The 16,562-nt window shown below is 43.1% G+C and carries 12 protein-coding genes and 1 pseudogene; 6 read left to right on the top strand and 7 right to left on the bottom strand.

What is annotated here, in order from left to right; translation table 11 throughout:
* Positions 1–19 precede the first annotated feature (19 nt).
* Entirely contained in the window at positions 20–445 is a 426-nt protein-coding gene (locus A3712_RS01505) for a hotdog fold thioesterase (RefSeq protein WP_063521981.1), read from the bottom strand.
* A gap of 155 nt (positions 446–600) precedes the next feature.
* On the opposite strand from A3712_RS01505, the gene A3712_RS01500 reads away from it, so the two are divergent.
* On the top strand, positions 601–1,389 hold the full coding sequence (locus tag A3712_RS01500; protein ID WP_063521980.1) for a M48 family metallopeptidase: 789 nt from the start codon (positions 601–603) through the stop codon (positions 1,387–1,389).
* A gap of 129 nt (positions 1,390–1,518) precedes the next feature.
* Here the strand turns inward: A3712_RS01500 and A3712_RS01495 are convergent, their stop codons facing one another.
* Entirely contained in the window at positions 1,519–2,601 is a 1,083-nt protein-coding gene (locus A3712_RS01495) for a site-2 protease family protein (RefSeq protein WP_063521979.1), read from the bottom strand.
* Positions 2,602–2,959: 358 nt separating this feature from the next.
* On the opposite strand from A3712_RS01495, the gene A3712_RS01490 reads away from it, so the two are divergent.
* The 3 genes from A3712_RS01490 to A3712_RS01480 all read left to right on the top strand — a co-directional run bounded on the left by A3712_RS01490 (position 2,960) and on the right by A3712_RS01480 (position 7,447).
* Positions 2,960–4,231, top strand: coding sequence for a porin (locus A3712_RS01490; protein WP_063521978.1), 1,272 nt, complete (start codon positions 2,960–2,962; stop codon positions 4,229–4,231).
* 12 nt (positions 4,232–4,243) lie between these two features.
* Positions 4,244–6,667, top strand: coding sequence for a VolA/Pla-1 family phospholipase (locus A3712_RS01485; protein WP_063521977.1), 2,424 nt, complete (start codon positions 4,244–4,246; stop codon positions 6,665–6,667).
* A gap of 222 nt (positions 6,668–6,889) precedes the next feature.
* Complete coding sequence (locus A3712_RS01480; protein WP_063521976.1) at positions 6,890–7,447, top strand: PhnA domain-containing protein; 558 nt, start codon at positions 6,890–6,892, stop codon at positions 7,445–7,447.
* A gap of 81 nt (positions 7,448–7,528) precedes the next feature.
* Here A3712_RS01480 and A3712_RS01475 read toward each other — a convergent pair whose 3' ends face one another.
* The 4 genes from A3712_RS01475 to A3712_RS01460 form a co-directional block, all read right to left on the bottom strand.
* On the bottom strand, positions 7,529–8,818 hold the full coding sequence (locus A3712_RS01475; RefSeq protein ID WP_063521975.1) for a DEAD/DEAH box helicase: 1,290 nt from the start codon (positions 8,816–8,818) through the stop codon (positions 7,529–7,531).
* 303 nt (positions 8,819–9,121) lie between these two features.
* Positions 9,122–9,310, bottom strand: coding sequence for a hypothetical protein (locus A3712_RS01470; RefSeq protein ID WP_063521974.1), 189 nt, complete (start codon positions 9,308–9,310; stop codon positions 9,122–9,124).
* 312 nt (positions 9,311–9,622) lie between these two features.
* Entirely contained in the window at positions 9,623–10,624 is a 1,002-nt protein-coding gene (locus tag A3712_RS01465; RefSeq protein ID WP_063521973.1) for a TerC/Alx family metal homeostasis membrane protein, read from the bottom strand.
* A gap of 593 nt (positions 10,625–11,217) precedes the next feature.
* Complete coding sequence (locus A3712_RS01460) at positions 11,218–12,957, bottom strand: bifunctional metallophosphatase/5'-nucleotidase (protein WP_063521972.1); 1,740 nt, start codon at positions 12,955–12,957, stop codon at positions 11,218–11,220.
* 238 nt (positions 12,958–13,195) lie between these two features.
* Here A3712_RS01460 and A3712_RS01455 point away from each other — a divergent pair, with 238 nt between their 5' ends.
* Positions 13,196–14,893 (top strand): ATP-dependent endonuclease, encoded by a 1,698-nt coding sequence (locus A3712_RS01455; RefSeq protein ID WP_063521971.1) that lies wholly within the window; start codon positions 13,196–13,198, stop codon positions 14,891–14,893.
* 183 nt (positions 14,894–15,076) lie between these two features.
* Here A3712_RS01455 and A3712_RS01450 read toward each other — a convergent pair whose 3' ends face one another.
* Positions 15,077–15,571, bottom strand: a complete 495-nt coding sequence (locus A3712_RS01450) for a DUF1097 domain-containing protein (RefSeq protein WP_063521970.1) — start codon at positions 15,569–15,571, stop codon at positions 15,077–15,079.
* A gap of 298 nt (positions 15,572–15,869) precedes the next feature.
* Between A3712_RS01450 and A3712_RS01445 the strand changes: the two are divergent.
* Positions 15,870–16,378, top strand: a pseudogene (locus A3712_RS01445) (CBS domain-containing protein); the annotation flags it as partial.
* Positions 16,379–16,562: the final 184 nt, after the last annotated feature.

The raw sequence follows: 16,562 nt of genomic DNA, 5'->3' as shown, positions 1-16,562 counted from the left end.
GGCCTAACAGTCTGACGAGTTATCGCTTGTGTTTTTTTACCGCAATGGTGAGACGACTTGTGCAAACTAAGCGTTGACGCTCGTCAGTGATGTTTATCTGCCATACTTGTGTCGATACGCCAAGGTGAATAGGCTCGGCGGTACCGATTACATGCCCTTCACGCATCGACCTTACATGATTCGCGTTGATATCGAGTCCGACACAGTAGTAGCCTTCTGGCACACAGAAATTTGCTGCTAATGAGCCTAGCGTTTCTGCAAGAACAACGGAAGCGCCACCATGAAGCATACCAAGTGGTTGGTGAGTGAAGTTACAAACGGGCATCGTTGCCACTAATGAATTGTCGTTTACCTCGGTATAAACAATGTTGAGGTGCTCAATTAAGGTATTCTTTGAGGTTGCGTTGAAGGTATCTAGGTCAACAGGCTTTTTCCAAATGGTCATGCAGGTTCCTTAATTATTGATATCGTTATCGCTTGAGCAGATTTCGCTATTGGTGTCTGTTCGAGTCTTACATCTAACAAGTTATCTTATAGCTATTAGCCATTATGCAAGTTGATGTTAACATGCATAAAAACCGAATACACAGAGGATATTGTATGATGTCATGGATGAAGTTTGCCTCGCTTCTCACACTCGCAGGCTTAACCGCGTGCAGCGCTTCCCCAACGGGAAGAAATCAATTGCTGCTCTTTTCAGACAAAGATATGTCTCAGCTTGGTGCACAATCTTTCGAACAGATGAAGAAAGAGCAACCTCTCAGTAAAGATGCAAAGACCAACGCTTATGTACAATGTGTAGCAAATAGGATTACTCAACATATCCCTAAGCAAGATTTCAGCGAATGGGAAGTGGTTGTTTTTGATAGTGACCAAGTCAACGCGTTTGCCTTACCTGGCGGTAAAATCGGTGTGTATACTGGGCTACTTAACGTAGCTGTAAATCAAGATCAACTAGCGACCGTTATAGGGCACGAAGTCGCACACGTTTTAGCTGATCACAGTAACGAACGTTTGTCCCAATCACAGATCGCCAATACAGGTTTATCGATTACGAGTGTTGCTTTGGGTTCATCTGAATACAAGCAATATCAAGGTGTAACCATGGCTGCGTTAGGTTTAGGTGTTCAGTATGGCGTGATTTTACCCTATGGTCGTACACAAGAGTCTGAGGCCGACATAGTTGGTTTAGAGTACATGGCACAAGCCGGTTTCGACCCAGGGCAGAGTGTCGACTTATGGCAAAACATGGTGAAAGCATCTGGCGGTAGCCAACCACCAGAATTACTATCGACACACCCTTCCCACAGTACTCGAATCAAAGATCTACAGTCCAAGATCACGACGTTGCCAAAATCAAAAGCCTCGAGGCCAAACTGCAAAGCCTAGTATCAATGCGAAGAGTACTCCCCATAGCAGAGCTCGACTTACACCTGATAAAAAAACGCCCTATCCAAATGGTTAGGGCGTTTTTCGTTTCGTCAGCTTCTGCGCTGACATTTACTGTATAACAAGGTACTAAGTACCAAGGATCTGTAACGGTAGGCTTAATAGCTGGTCTCCCGTAGATGCGAAATACCAAATAACGCCGATCAAACTAGACACTAGACCTACATACCAAAGGAAAGAAACTACTTGGCCATATCTATCTAGTGGTAATAAATGGCTATGGTGGCGCCCTCTCCATTCAAACAGGATTTCAACACTACCCATAATCAATAAGAAACCAAACAGAGTTAGATTTAGCTGATAACTAAGAACAACTCCAGCAACCGCGGCTGCGACACACAGAACGATACCGAGCACGCTGTTCATTGAAAAGCTAATACTTTTTAGAACATGACCGCCATCGAGAGGCAAAATTGGCAGCAAGTTGAATAAGTTGAGTAAGGCATTAAATACCGCAAGGCCAGCAAAGAACATTTCGCCTGTCACCCAATACAAAACGGTAAACACAAGCGACAATATCAGCCCAAACAAAGGCCCCATGATTGAGATAACGACATCTTGCCATCGTGTATTAATCTTTTCATCAGAGAGAGCTAAACCACCGAGGAAGGGGATAAGATAAATACCTTTTGTTTTCATACCAAAGTATTTCATGGCTCTAATATGTCCGTATTCATGGAACATCAAGCAAGCGATCAAAGCGAGAGCGAACTGGATAGAAAATAGCCACGAATATGCCGCTAAACTTGCAGATGCAAGTACTACTTTAATCAACTTAGCGCTCTTGAGCGCTTTCATTCCAAGTGATATTAACCCAATCAGGCTAAAGCGCTTTTCAGGTTTAGGTGCCACAACCGGAGTTTGCTGCTCGATGTCTTTAGTATTACGGCTTCCTTCGGTGACGACTTGTCCGTTAACCAGCGCCTTATAAGCCATCTCAAAAGGTTGCCACTGAACCGTAGACTCAACGTGACACTGCAACGTTTCTTCACCAGAACGAAGCAAAAATGTGTGTGTACGCACATCACCGTCTTCCGAAGTCGCATCTAATTGAGACACTAATGTGTTGTCCCAAAATAGCTGCTGCCATCCTGCCATCGATCCTTCTAAACGAAGCGGTTTACCAAGAAACTCTATCGCGAGTAATTCCAAACTATAAATTCCAATTAAAAGACCATCAAAATGAGCCAATATTATGCCGATTTAGGGAATTGCGGTAAACAGAAACAAAATCGTTACACATTGATCTGTTGAACACTATTTATACCGCAATGGTGTATAAATGCTCTGGTCACACCTCCAACCACAAATAAATCATTGATTGCATTTATAATATTGATGTTAAAGTGCCGCCCCTTAAAAATATAAGTTCACAAAATAACAACTCTTTCTTTGACTTTATATAAAACATGAATTTAACATGCTGTTTACATTGGAGCTTCAACACCAAAAATGCTCAGTGTGTTTTCAAACAAAAATAATGAAATTTGATGCCCTAGGAGGGTCAAGGATGAAAACAATACAACGCTCTCTCGTTTCACTATCAGTGCTATTTGCATGTAATTCGCTTGCCGCTGGCTTCCAAGTTGCTGAGCATTCTGCTTCAGGTCTTGGTCGCTCGTTCTCAGGTGAAGGTGCAGTAGCTGACAACGCGAGTGTACTAGCGAGAAATCCCGCTGCAATGACCCTATTTGATACAGCCCAATTTTCAGGCGCGGTTTCTATCGTAGATCCTGAGGTTAATGTCACGCAAAACGACGTACCCGGTTCAGGTGGACAAAGCCAATCGTCCGATGACGTTGCACCATTGCAAATCGTACCAGCGGCTTACTACATCAGCCCGATAAATGACAAGTGGGCTTGGGGCATCGGTATGTTTACTAACTACGGTGTTGCAACAGATTATCCAGATGATATTTTTGCAGGTGATCTTGCTGGTGATACAGCGCTAGTGTCTGTCAACCTTAATCCTAACATAGCTTATCGTGTAAGCGAGCAAATAAGCATTGGTGGCGGTGTTAATATCGTCTATGCACATGCGGAACTAAACCGACATGTAGGTGCTATTTCTAACGTCACTGGAAATCCCGCATCTAAAAAATTAATTCAGATGACTGGGGAAACATTCGCTTATGGATGGAATATCGGTGGCTTATATGAACTAAACGAGAATAACCGCTTCTCGATTGCTTACCGCTCTGAAGTCGATCTCGACTTTGATGATGGTGAGTTCACCGATTACACAGGTGGAATCGTACAAGGTAGCGCAACCAAAACGACAGGAAGACTTCAAATCACCCTACCGTCGATTATCGAAATTTCAGCATTCCATCAGTTGAACGATCAGTGGGCAGTCCACTATGGGTGGCAACAAACACATTGGAGCAGCTTTAAAGAACTTAAAGCAACAAGCCCAGACTGTACTAGTGACGGTGTTGCTGGGCAATGTTTCCAGAAGTCAGAAAAGTACAACGACAATAATCGCTACTCTTTAGGGGCGACATATACACTAAACCAACAGTGGACACTTCGCGCAGGTTTTGCCTATGACGAGCAAGCTGGTGAAGCAACTCTAAGTATCCCTGATAGCGATCGTTATTGGTATAGCGCTGGCCTGACTTACACGATCAACCCAGACCTAACTCTCGATGCAGGCTTTGCGATTGTTCAGAGTAAAGAAGGTGACTTCACCGAGACTAACCAATTATTCCAAGACCTTTCATTCAGCGCGGAAGGTACAGCTTACCTATCTGCTGTTCAACTAAACTACACCTTCAACTAATGGAATGATGCTATGAAAAAGTTATTTAAAGTTTCAGTCTTGGCGTCAGCCATTATTCTTGCTGGCTGTGGCGACGATACATCCAGCTCAGGTGCTTCAACGACACCGCAATACGAACAACACATTCAAGACTCGTTAGCTCAAGCGACGAATATTAAGTTCCACTTGTCAGGAGAAAATACTTCGGTTCCTCTTCCAAGCTTTGCGTTGATGGATACGACAGACGGCACACTTGGCCTACCGACAGGCGGTGATGACTCATTGACTAACCCTATTGCCGCAATGAATACCATGGATGGTTGGTCGACCTCTATGCCGATCACCATGGATTTTGAAGGTGCAGGATTAGGGGATGGTGCTGCGACTGGTGGCGTTTACCTTTTACAACTTAGTGGTTCACTTACATCTGAAACCACACCAAGTGTTACAAAAGTATTGACACTAGGTAATGAATTCAGGGTTCTATCTAGTGCTACAACCGACACATTCACGATCGTATTTAAAGATTCACTTGATGCATCCAGTGAATATGTGTTGGCACTATCAAATGAACTTACGGATGTGAATGGTGACCCTGTTGGTATGTCAGCAAGTTACGCAGCACTTAAATCGAGTGCCGTGATTTATACCGAAGGTAGCCTTGCACAAGCTCAACAAGTCACTCAAGGTGTAGAGAAGATCTTCGCTGGCGCGACAGCAACAGGTGCAATTAACCTTGATATTGAGGACATCATTTATTCTACGTGGTTTACTACTGAGTCTGTGGGAGACACGCTATTTGCTACTAAAGGCGCTACGGCAACAGGATTGGCAGCGACAAACCTAAATGGTGTCTGGAAAGGCAGCGCAAACCCTAACTCTGTCGATCTTACAGCAGCTTACACAATGCAATTCGGTTCTACAGAACTCTTCACTACAGCATTAGCAAACGATACAGACTTTGATAAGTATGTTGCTGGCGGTGACGCGAAAACTATCGCTACTCTAAAGGTTGCGATTAACGAACTATACGGTGGTACTGACAACGTTGATGTGACTCAGGGTTTCGTTCAGTTACCTTATTACCTAGAAACCAGTACTAGCGAATGGAATTCTCAGCCATTCGAATCAGGTATGCCTAGCTTAGCTAAAGTATCAAATGCTCTAAGTGATGCTAACGAGCAAGCTAACATGGCTGCTCAATTAGTTGCAGCAGGTATTGATACTAGTGTATTAGCGACTGACCAAACAGAACAGCTTAAACTTGTTGGCCTAAACCTGACTCTAGCAGATGGTTCACCACTTGATAGCGAAAGAGTTATTACGAAATACTCGCTAGTTCCTCAGGTAAAATCATTAGAGTCTGTAGAGTTTTTGTTATTTACACCTAATGGTGCAGATCCTACTGATGTGGTGATTTACCAACACGGTATAACCTCCGCTAAAGAAAATGCTTATGCGTTCGCTTACAATTTAGCGAGAGCTGGCGTTGCTGTTATCGCAATTGACTTACCAATACATGGTACGCGCAGTCTAGATGATACCCGTTCAGCAAACGCAGATGTGTTGGCTTACTTGAACCTTGCTAACCTACCTGTAGCTCGCGATAACGTACGCCAAAGTTCATTGGATGTAATGGGCTTAAGAGCCTCTTTAACTGCTTCTTTGCAAGCTGGTTTACTTGCCGGTTCGCCTTTGAAAGCATTTGCTGGATCACAGGTTAAGTTCTTGGGACATTCATTAGGCGGTATTGTTGGAACAACTGCTGTCGCGGCTTCAAATCGCTCGCTGGGAAACACAAGTGCCGATGCTTTATATAGCTTCAGTGCTGCAGCTATTGAAAACTCTGGCGGACAAATATCTAACCTTTTGTTGGGTTCACCGTTCTTTGGACCGCAAGTTAAGCATAATGTAGCTTTGGGTGCTTCTACTGATTATGCAAGTTTCGCTTCTGCAAGCTGTACAGGTTTAACAGATCAAGTTTGTTATAGCACGTTTGAAGGTAATGCTACGCCGGAACAACTAGCTGCAATGACGGCCGCGTTCCAACAGTTCGCTTATGCGGCACAAACCGTGTTGGATACTATTGATCCATACACTAATGTTGATTACTTGCTAGCAGCTTCTACTCAGATGCCTATTTATATGGGGCAAGCACAAGACGACCAAACAGTGCCAAATACTGTTGCGGATGCACCTTTTGCTGGTACAACACCGCTCGCTACGAAACTTGGCTTAACTGTGGTAGATGCAAGCAATACATCACCAAACGGCACTAAAGACTTTGTAAAGTTTAGTGATGTGGAATCGCATAGTACATTTGTTGCTCCGCAAGATGACACTACGCCTATGCCACTAGATTTAAACCATCACATTAGCATGCAGACACAAGCTACAGATTTCTTGGTAAACAACGCTTTATCAGCAGGCTCAATTAATGGAGCGGTATTGGAATAATAACTCTCCATCACTAAAACTAAATGCCAGCCTAACCGCTGGCATTTTTGTATCCGCAATTTTTACCAAAGCCTAATTAACCGTATGCATAAAACTTTAAAACACAAATGGTTGATCTCGGCTAAAATTAATCAAGACAGAATGCCGTACGACCTCTTTATTTATTGTAAATAAAGTGGATAATAGCCCCGTATATTAATACCTAATAAATGTGAGTCCATTATGTCTTCTGAAGCTACTATGCTAGAACGCTGCCAATCTAAATGTGAACTATGTGGTTCTGATTCTTCTCTTACTGCATACGCAGTACCTCCACACAGCCACGTAACAGTGGATCACGGCATCATGGTATGTGACAAATGTCTTGGTGAGATTGACGAGCCTAAAGATATTAACCACTGGCGCTGCCTAACTGACAGCATGTGGAGTCAAGAAGCCCCTGTTCAAGTAACAGCATGGCGCCAACTAACTCGTCTTAACTCAGAGAGCTGGGCTCAAGACGCGCTAGACATGATGTACATGGAAGAAGAAACATCTGTTTGGGCTCAGATCGGCATGTCTGCTGATGACAAACCGCTTGATGTAAACGGCGTTGAATTGAAGAAAGGTGACGACGTAACAGTCATTAAAGACCTTCCAGTTAAAGGTACTAACCAAGTAATTAAGCAAGGTACTGTTATCCGCGGTATTAGCGTTGGTGACGACCCTAAGCTTGTTTCTGGTAAAACAAACGGCGGTCAATCAATGTACGTAATCGCTGAGTTCTGTCGTAAGAAGTAATCTCGCATTAAGTAATTGATAAAAATGAAAAGGCGCTCGATTGAGCGCCTTTCTTGTATCTGCTATCTAACTATTTTCAATTTAGTTGTTTTTCAGCCAAACATCTTGATTTTGTGCTGCTTTTTTCTTCTTTTTCTTCTTGCCTGTGCCAGCAGGTGGAGCAACAGGTTTAAGTGCTGCAATCAGTTCAGCAACCGCTTCAGCATCGACTTCAAAGCCTTCGATTTGTTCACGCTCAAGACGAATCTTGTTCTTCTTCTCGATGATTTTGAAGTGATGGTAGTCTTCGTGATCGATCAGAGATAGTGCTAAACCAACCTCACCGGCACGACCACTTCGGCCAATACGGTGTATGTAATCTGATGGGCTACGCGGTAAATCAAAGTTGATAACAACTGGAAGCTTTTCGATATCCAGACCACGTGCTGCGATATCTGTCGCGATCAGAACGTCGATCTCGCCAGATTTAAAATCTTCAAGGATACGTGTACGAGAACCCTGCCCTTTATCGCCGTGGAAGACTTCTGCAATAATACCGCGCTTATAAAGCTTGTCTGCTAGGTGTTCACAGCTGTTCTTTGCATTCACGAAGATCAGAACTTGGCGCCATTCGTGTTGCTTGATCAAATGTGCTAATAGAGCGGTTTTGCGGCCTTTCTCTACTTCGAATACACGCTGAACCAATGTACTTGCGTTAGCGCTTTGCAGTTGAACCTCTAGAGGATTATTAAGTAGCTCTTCAGTGAGAGCTTGAACTTGCTCAGGGAAGGTTGCTGAGAACAAAAGAGTTTGCTTCTTGCTCGGTAATAGCCTCAAGATAGCGCCTAGTTCTTCTGTAAAACCAAGGCTTAACATACGGTCGGCTTCATCAAGCACTAGTGTTTTGACTTTATCAAGCTTAATTGCATTGCTTGAGATTAGGTCAAGCAGACGGCCTGGCGTCGCCACTAGGATATCCGTACCGCCGCGTAACGCTTGCATCTGCGTGTTCACAGACACACCACCAAATACACAAACTGTCTTAATCGCACCGTTAAAGTGAACAGCGTAAGACTTAACGCTGTCAGCAACTTGTTTCGCCAGTTCACGAGTAGGCATTAAGATAAGACCAGAAACGAAGTTACCTTTGCCCGAACGACGGTCTAAAGGTGCGCCTTGGTGGATCTGTTGTAACAGAGGAAGTGCAAATGCAGCGGTTTTACCAGAACCCGTATTCGCGCCTGCAATCAAATCGCGTCCTGCTAACACACAAGGAATAACTTGCGCTTGAATAGGTGTTGGCTGTTGATATTCGAGCTCTGTAAGGCGAGCCATCAGCGGAGAAATTAAGCCAAGATCAGAAAAGTTGGTTGGTGTCGTGGTGTTAGTCATTAATTGCAGGAACTCAAAGCTAAAATAATAGCGCGCTATATTAACGCACTTCAGCACTATTACGTAACTAAATCGCCTCTTTCTCACCAGTCACGACAAACTAAACCAATTCACACGCTATGTAGAACGACAGCGCGAGCAGCTTTATCGCCTCTATAGGTTTATAGAAGCTACTTATCTAAAGGCCGCGGCACATAACTCTTTCTTTCAGAAACTAAGTTATTTAGATACAAAAACGCCAGCTTAAGAAGCTGGCGTTTTTTAAAATCTTTATTTCATCTATTCTATGCGTTTACGCTGATATTAACGGTTGATACCGATATCGCGCTGCATGTGACCTGATAGGTTGCTTTCGTAGTAACTACGTGGAGAGTTGTCTACGAAAAGAATATCAAAAATGTGTGCAATCAATCCTTTGAAGTTAACCGAGTAGGTTTTCTTATCCATAGAGTTAGGAACAGCGATAGTATTCATTTGTATTGCTTGAGCCATGATTGCCTCTCTATAAATTTGTTTGTATGTTTCATTCTGATGGCAAGAATAATAAGTGATCTTTTGCAAGTTAAAAAATGACTAAATTTAGATTTATAGATTAGTTTTTCTAATGAAACAAGCCATTAACAATGCTCAAAAATACCTATTCAGCAAATCTGACTAAAAATTCATAATAATGCTTAAATCATGAATTTAGTCTAAAAAAACCACAAACAAAGGTGGTCAATATCACAAAATATTTACATAAATAAATTTCTTGCTTCATTGACCACGTATTGCTTATCGAGTTTTCGATAAGTTATATTTGTTTCAATTTACTTGTTCAATAGCTGGCTTCTTTGCATAAATCGACGCTATAACCGCAATCGTCATGGTAGAAACCAATACCGCTAAAGACCAATGTGTCGGGATAGCCCACTCGCTATCAACCAATAGCATTTTCACACCAATGAACACCATGATGAATGAGAGTGCAGGCTTCAAGTAGATGAACTTGTCCATCATGCCTTGAAGTACAAAGTACAACGAGCGAAGACCAAGTAACGCAAACACGTTAGCCGCAAGTACCAAGAACGGTTCTTGTGTTACCGCGAAGATTGCAGGGATAGAGTCCAGTGCAAACATCACGTCCATGACTGCAATCGCACCAATCACCAACATCATTGGTGTTAGTACCCATTTGGTGCCCTGCTTAATCATTAGTGCAAGACCATGGAAATCTTCTGTCACTGGCATAACTTTACGAAGTAGCTTTTCAGGTAGTGTATTCACACTCTCCTCTTCGCCCTTGTCTAATGCTAGCTTAATACCTGTACCAATTAGGAACGCAGCAAACACATAAAGTACCCAGTGGTATTCAGTAAGTAACTGCGCGCCTAACGCGATCATGATTGCACGTAACATCAACGCACCAATAACCCCCCAAAGAAGCGCACGAGGTCTTAAATGTTCAGGAACTTGGTATTGCGCGAAGATCATCGCAAACACGAATAAGTTATCGATACTAAGTGATTTTTCCAACAAGTAACCCGTGATAAATGATACGGTCGCTTTCTGCGAAGTGTAATCACTGTTTGGCGCGTAAATATTCCAAAACAGGTAGATAGAACCTGCAAACAAGAATGCTAGCAAGAACCAGAAAATACTCCAGATTGCCGCTTTTCTGATTGTGACGTTGCCACCACGAGTCTGATAAATGTCAATAGAAACGAGAATGACTACCAGTAGGAAAAAGCCCACATACGTCGTCATGATTGACGATGAGAAAAAGGATTCACTATTGGTAGATAATAGAGATTGAGTTGAGTTCATTATTCCTCCGGGCGGAAGAACTGTTCAAAGACCTTCCGCAAACAAAACATATCAAGCTCCACGACGGATCTTGATTGTGATTGCGTTGGTCTCGTTGAAGTGAAATATGGGATTTCACCTTTACGCACCGGATAGACAATTGGCCTAACGAGATGACGATACGTAAACTTGCGCTAACTACTCCCCAAACACATGGATAGTATTCGGCAAACTTTGTTCCGTCTAGAAAAATTTTCTGAAATTAATAAAAAAGGAGCAAAGCGCTCCTTTTTTATTTGTGCCCGTCTGTCAATAAGAGTCTCGTATTGATTCAAACAATACCACTCATGCTGATAGCTCGCCCTGAAGCCTGCTAACAATACGTTCAATGACATTCGTTCAGTTATTGAGTCTCGTTGAGATAATGAGCCTAGGTATGCTATATCCCCGCCATTGGAATGAGATACACTAATGCAGACCAAACGGAAATCCAGCCAACAACAGCGGCTGCATCCAACCAATCTTTCCTATTCATGCTTTGCCTCCACAGGAACTTGCCCTAGAAACCTAGCATAAACAGTGCCAATTTTATAAATGGTTATTTTTTGGAATGTTTACCTAAAACACTCCATGCAATTTAGTGGCTCGTTGTATTTTAGTGACTCTGGGTTGTCTTGTAAGAACGCAATAAAACAATCGGCCATCGAGTAAGTCGTTACAATTCCGTCACCAATCATATCCAACACAGCGTTGTAACCCTCTTTCCCTTTCATTGTGTAAGCCGAAGATGTACCTCGGTAAATACGTTCACGGGAAACTGGCTGCCAACCTGACTCGTCTGAATGAATTTCCAAGTGATGGATGCGATGCCCGATTGGCGCTTCTTTGTGGTAACAAAACCTTAAGTTATGGGTATATGGAAAACTTCCTGATCCTGTCCCTACCACGCCGTTATCTAACGCATTATTAATGGCACCTTCTAGCATAGCGGCGATTGTCTCGCCTTTTATCTCATACATCCCAATAGGTACGGCAAACGGTAGTAGCTTTCCGGCAATATCGGCAACGGACACATCACCGCTATTGAGTGAGTTTCTTACACCACCAGAGTTATGGATTGCGAAGTCTACCCGATGACCTTTTTGGTTCATTAAATAGTGGAATGATTGTGCGACAAGCGGTGCAAGTTGGCTTGGTCCGTTTTCGTCAGGGATTCGAACATGGCGAAGTTTTGTGTCTGCATGAGCAATCACTTGTTGCTGCAGTTTACGAACCCTAGGTTGATACTTATCCGTAAGGATGCTTTGCAGCTTAGGATCTTTCTTACACACCGAGATGTTTGGGTGGTTATTAAGATACTCGCACGCCATATCATAAGCATCGTCCTGCCCGACCTCACTCAACTTAGCATCTATAAATAGTCGACGCCCTAACAGCAGTTCATTTTTGCCATTGAACTGAATCACTTTACCTTGTGAATCAAACTCTATTTCGCAATGACCCAGACTCATTGCGTGGAAACCCGCTTGCACAACGTAGGTGTCGCCCACTTTAACGCCGTAATCATCGTCCTTGACCAAGCCGATATCCGAGAAGTCGCCTTGTAATCGGTGACTATGCCCGCCAACAATCACGCCAATACCAGATACATTAGCCGCAAGATCTAAATCGGCTTCGTAACCGAGGTGGCTGAGTAAAACAATTTTATTGATACCGGCTTTATGAACCTGCTCTATGGTCGATTTTGCTGTTGCTAGAGCATTTTCAAATGGTGTATCGATATCAGGGTTAGCAATACTGGCCATCTTGTCGATACTCAATCCGAAAATAGCGACTTTTTCGCCACCGAACTCCTTCGTTATAAAAGAAGCACTTCGTGTTTCAGTTAAGTAAGGCTTAACAATTTCGTTGTCCGCTAACGTATGAGTTTTATTGATATCCTCATTCGACAAATTCCAGTTACCAGCTAAGAGTGGAAATTGGATCTTCTTTGCGAACATAGCAACAGGTTCATTACCCATGTCCAACTCGTGATTGCCAAGGGTCATTGCATCTATATTCAGCGCATTCAGTAGATCGGCGTTGGCTTTGCCTTTGAAGAGTGAGAAGTACAAAGTGCCTTGAAAGCAGTCCCCGGCATGAAGGAAAAGGGTTCCAACCTTTTGTCGCTGAGCGTCTTGTTGGAGCTGTTTAAAGCGTGTTGCAATTCGTGCGAAACCACCGGCACTGACATAAGGTTCGATGATGTGGTTGTTCATTTTAAGTGATAGCTGTAATGACGTTGGTTCAAAGTATGAGTGGGTGTCGTTAATGTGTGCCAACACAATCTTTGTCGGCTTGTTCTTTTTAGTCATATTTTCTTCTCTCTTTGTCCCTTCATACTAGGTCGGGAATCATGACAGAATCGTGAATTTTATGAAACTGCACTGCAAAAAAATACTCGATATAGATCAAAAACCTCATTTTGCGGCGTATAAATGAAGTGTGGGTTTTGTGACAAACGAGCATACCGAATATCTATTTTTCGATTATGATTAAAGATATCTGTTAGCTTTCAAACAATTAGCAGAACCTTCCCTTAGGAGTAAGCCTATGCAACTAGAAAGAATCGAGATTTCTGGCTTTAGAGGTATCAAGCGCATGTCATTGGCATTTGACGAGCTAACCACGCTTATTGGCGAAAATACTTGGGGTAAGTCTTCGTTACTGGATGCCCTGTCCGTCGTTCTTCCTTCAGACGGTGTGCCATACCGCTTTGAAATGACCGATTTTCATGTCGATTACTCAGTTTCACACCCGCAGTCTCAACACCTTCAAATCGTCCTGTCGCTCAAAGCTAACGACAAGAGCGAATTGAATGCAGGCCGTTACCGCAAGCTCAAGCCTATCTGGGTCCAAGATGAATTTGGTGTTTATCGCATTTATTACCGAATCAGCGCGACGTTGGAGCAGTACGAAACCACCACCCACTATGCATTCTTAGGGTTAGATGGTAATCCTCTCAAACTGCACCATTCAGAAAAGCTCGCACAAGAATTGATGACCTTGCATCCGGTCATTCGCTTACGCGATGCAAGGCATTTTGATCGCCCTTTCAACGCTAAGTCGGTCACCCCAAACGGAAACGGAAACGGAAATTCAAATAATGGCAATAGCAATAATGGCAATGGCAATGCGCGCCAAGCTAGAATCGAAAAACGAATCGATAATACCTGCCGTCGTTTAATGGCGATCCCTGGTCATGTAAACAAAGGTGAAATGCGCAGTAGCTTACAGTCAATGCAAAGCTTGGTTGAACACTACTTTTCTTTCAAAAGTAATTCTCGCCGAAACCCAAGAAAACAAAGAGATGGATTGCTTTATTCTGCTGGTGCTAACGACCAGAGTATCCATCAGCTCGTAGAAGAAACTAATAATAAACAAACACGCCTGTTGTTCATGGGTTTATTGAACGCATATCTGCAAGCCAAAGGACCAAACGACTTGAGGCGTTGCGCGCGTCCACTTTTGATCCTAGAAGATCCCGAAGGTCGATTGCACCCTACTCACTTAGCAAGAGCTTGGAGCCTGATGCAAAAGCTGCCAATGCAGAAAATCCTCACTACTAATAGTGGTGAGCTGCTTGCCGCAGTTCCATTGCAATCTATTCGCCGTTTGGTTCGTCAATCAGACAAAACCATCGCTAATCAATTGAACATGAATCACTTTAGTAAAGATGAACTAAGGCGAATAGGTTTTCATATCCGATTCCATCGTTCTGGTGCACTGTTCGCTCGGTGTTGGTTGTTAGTCGAAGGAGAAACAGAGGTTTGGCTGTTTAACGAGTTGGCAAACCAATGCGGATATAACCTTGCAGCCGAAGGTGTACAGATCATTGAGTTTGCACAGTCTGGACTAAAAGCGCTAATTAAAGTCGCACAAGAGTTTGGTATTGATTGGCATGTGGTTACTGATGGTGATGCGGCAGGAAAAAAGTACGCCGCCACAGTTCACTCTAAACTCGGGAACGACCAAGAGCGTCACCGCTTAACAGAACTACCCGATAAAGACATCGAACACTATTTGTATATGAATGGGTTTGAGAGCTTTTTCAGGGACATGGTTAAGATCCCATATGACCACCCTATTCCTCCGAAAAAAGTGGTGGCTAAAGTATTGAAGAAACATGCAAAACCTGACCTCGCTTTGGCGATTGTTTCGCATTGCGAAGATCGAGGCCAAGAATGTATCCCACTGCTGTTGAGGTGGACGTTGAAACGAGTGATCACCATGGCAAATGGGAATACCTAAGCCTCTAGCTTTTCTGATAGACGGTATAAGTCCTTCTGCGAAAAAGCTTATTGAATTCTTACAACCACCAAAAACAAAAAAGGCACACCAAATTGTGTGCCTGTATAAATTGATATACAAATTAATTGGGGGTTATCTTGCAAGAGTTCACAGTAACTAGAGCATCTTTGCTTAACGCATTCGTTAGGCTTTTGCTTGCTCAGCGTGTTGTTCAACAACTTCCAAAGATTGAGTTGATTTTGCGTGAAGCCACAAGCCCGTTGCTTTCATTAAGTATCCAAACACGCCACCAAGCAGCAAAGAAGGCACAACCAGTTGCCAATCACCGCCTGCAGCAAATGTCGCGCAACAACCAATGAAGGTTCCGGGTATATATCCTAACCACGCTTGTTTTGCTTGAATACACATAAAGAAAGCGACAATAGCAGTAATTACATAGCCAAGAATCTCTAACCCAGCGAAGGCTGAGCTTTCGATGATTACCATTGCCCAGAATACGCCTGTCATGTTGGTTAATAAGCTATACGCCAACCCTTTAATACCACCGGTTGGCGAAGCAAAGTAACTGGTGCAACCTAAGAAACCCGCCCATGACAATAAGCCAAAAGAGATAGCTATCCATCCCCAAAGACCTGATAAAATACCTGTTGTTAATGAAATCGCGACTAATGCACTCATACTATTTCTAAAGCCTAATTACGTTATTGAACGCAACCGGTTTTAGCCTCACTTAAAATCAAGTAAGCATACTATGGTAAGAACGCCTTCTTTGGGGCGATCGTGATCACATTAATAATGTATGCAAATATGCATTTATCACCAAATAGAGACAGGAATCGCCTTTTCAACATATTTGGTTATAAGGGCTATTAACCTTTCGAGCTTTATTTTGTAGATTTTGTGGGAAATTTAGACAAGACAGAGGCTTTAACGTGCAGCTAACCTAAATGAAAAGCCGATAACGCAGTAGAAGTGAACTATCAAGCAAATCATGAACACTCAACCAATTACACTAAGCGTAGAGATGCTTACATCAGTGGCAATTGATTCACTTTTAGACGCTCAACTGGTTAGCGCTCCTGTTTGCGGTGTTGAAGGTCGTCTTGTTGGTATCTTCTCTGTTCACGACGTAATGGTTGATTTATGGTGCTAAGACTACATCCCAACTAAAGGCCAAAAAGTCGTAGACCTAATGAGCCGTGACGTTGTGGCCAGCGATGCAAACGACAAGCTAGTTGATGTGGCTGAGTTCCTATGTATCGACAAGGAGCAACTGTACCCTACTACTAGCATCGGCTTCGCGACTCGACTGACTTCTCTTTCTCTAGAAGAACGAGCTAAAGCGATGAAAGTAAGTCAACCACATATGTAGAAAACGGTGTAATGGTGGGTGTTCTGACTCGAACTGAGGTGGTGCAAGCACTTCGCACTATTTACGGTGACCGTCTAAACGTGGTTGCTGAAGCTGAATTAGAAAGAGCATAACTAGTTTATCGTCAAACTTACAACAGTTTAGCTAGGAAGAATTTAGCTAGCGATGGGATATGCGAAGGCAAAGGTAGTCGATTAGAGATTAGTCGCTTTCGTAAATGAATTAGTCATAGCAACGTTGACAGGCTAATAGTAAATGATGGCTTAAAACGCGACTAAAGATATGACACAAAACAGA

Origin of the sequence: Vibrio sp. HI00D65 (assembly GCF_001635455.1) — a bacterium.
Lineage (GTDB): Bacteria > Pseudomonadota > Gammaproteobacteria > Enterobacterales > Vibrionaceae > Vibrio.
The sequence above is the reverse complement of the archived record's forward strand: the minus strand, read 5'-3'. Positions and strand labels throughout refer to the sequence as shown.

Bases quoted from the DNA above. Each gene is read 5' to 3' on its own strand.
- A3712_RS01505 (WP_063521981.1), bottom strand. From the start codon at position 445: ATGACCATTTGGAAAAAGCCTGTTGACCTAGATACCTTCAACGCAACC.
- A3712_RS01500 (WP_063521980.1), top strand. From the start codon at position 601: ATGATGTCATGGATGAAGTTTGCCTCGCTTCTCACACTCGCAGGCTTA.
- A3712_RS01490 (WP_063521978.1), top strand. From the start codon at position 2,960: ATGAAAACAATACAACGCTCTCTCGTTTCACTATCAGTGCTATTTGCA.
- A3712_RS01485 (WP_063521977.1), top strand. From the start codon at position 4,244: ATGAAAAAGTTATTTAAAGTTTCAGTCTTGGCGTCAGCCATTATTCTT.
- A3712_RS01480 (WP_063521976.1), top strand. From the start codon at position 6,890: ATGTCTTCTGAAGCTACTATGCTAGAACGCTGCCAATCTAAATGTGAA.
- A3712_RS01475 (WP_063521975.1), bottom strand. From the start codon at position 8,818: ATGACTAACACCACGACACCAACCAACTTTTCTGATCTTGGCTTAATT.
- A3712_RS01470 (WP_063521974.1), bottom strand. From the start codon at position 9,310: ATGGCTCAAGCAATACAAATGAATACTATCGCTGTTCCTAACTCTATG.
- A3712_RS01465 (WP_063521973.1), bottom strand. From the start codon at position 10,624: ATGAACTCAACTCAATCTCTATTATCTACCAATAGTGAATCCTTTTTC.
- A3712_RS01460 (WP_063521972.1), bottom strand. From the start codon at position 12,957: ATGACTAAAAAGAACAAGCCGACAAAGATTGTGTTGGCACACATTAAC.
- A3712_RS01455 (WP_063521971.1), top strand. From the start codon at position 13,196: ATGCAACTAGAAAGAATCGAGATTTCTGGCTTTAGAGGTATCAAGCGC.
- A3712_RS01450 (WP_063521970.1), bottom strand. From the start codon at position 15,571: ATGAGTGCATTAGTCGCGATTTCATTAACAACAGGTATTTTATCAGGT.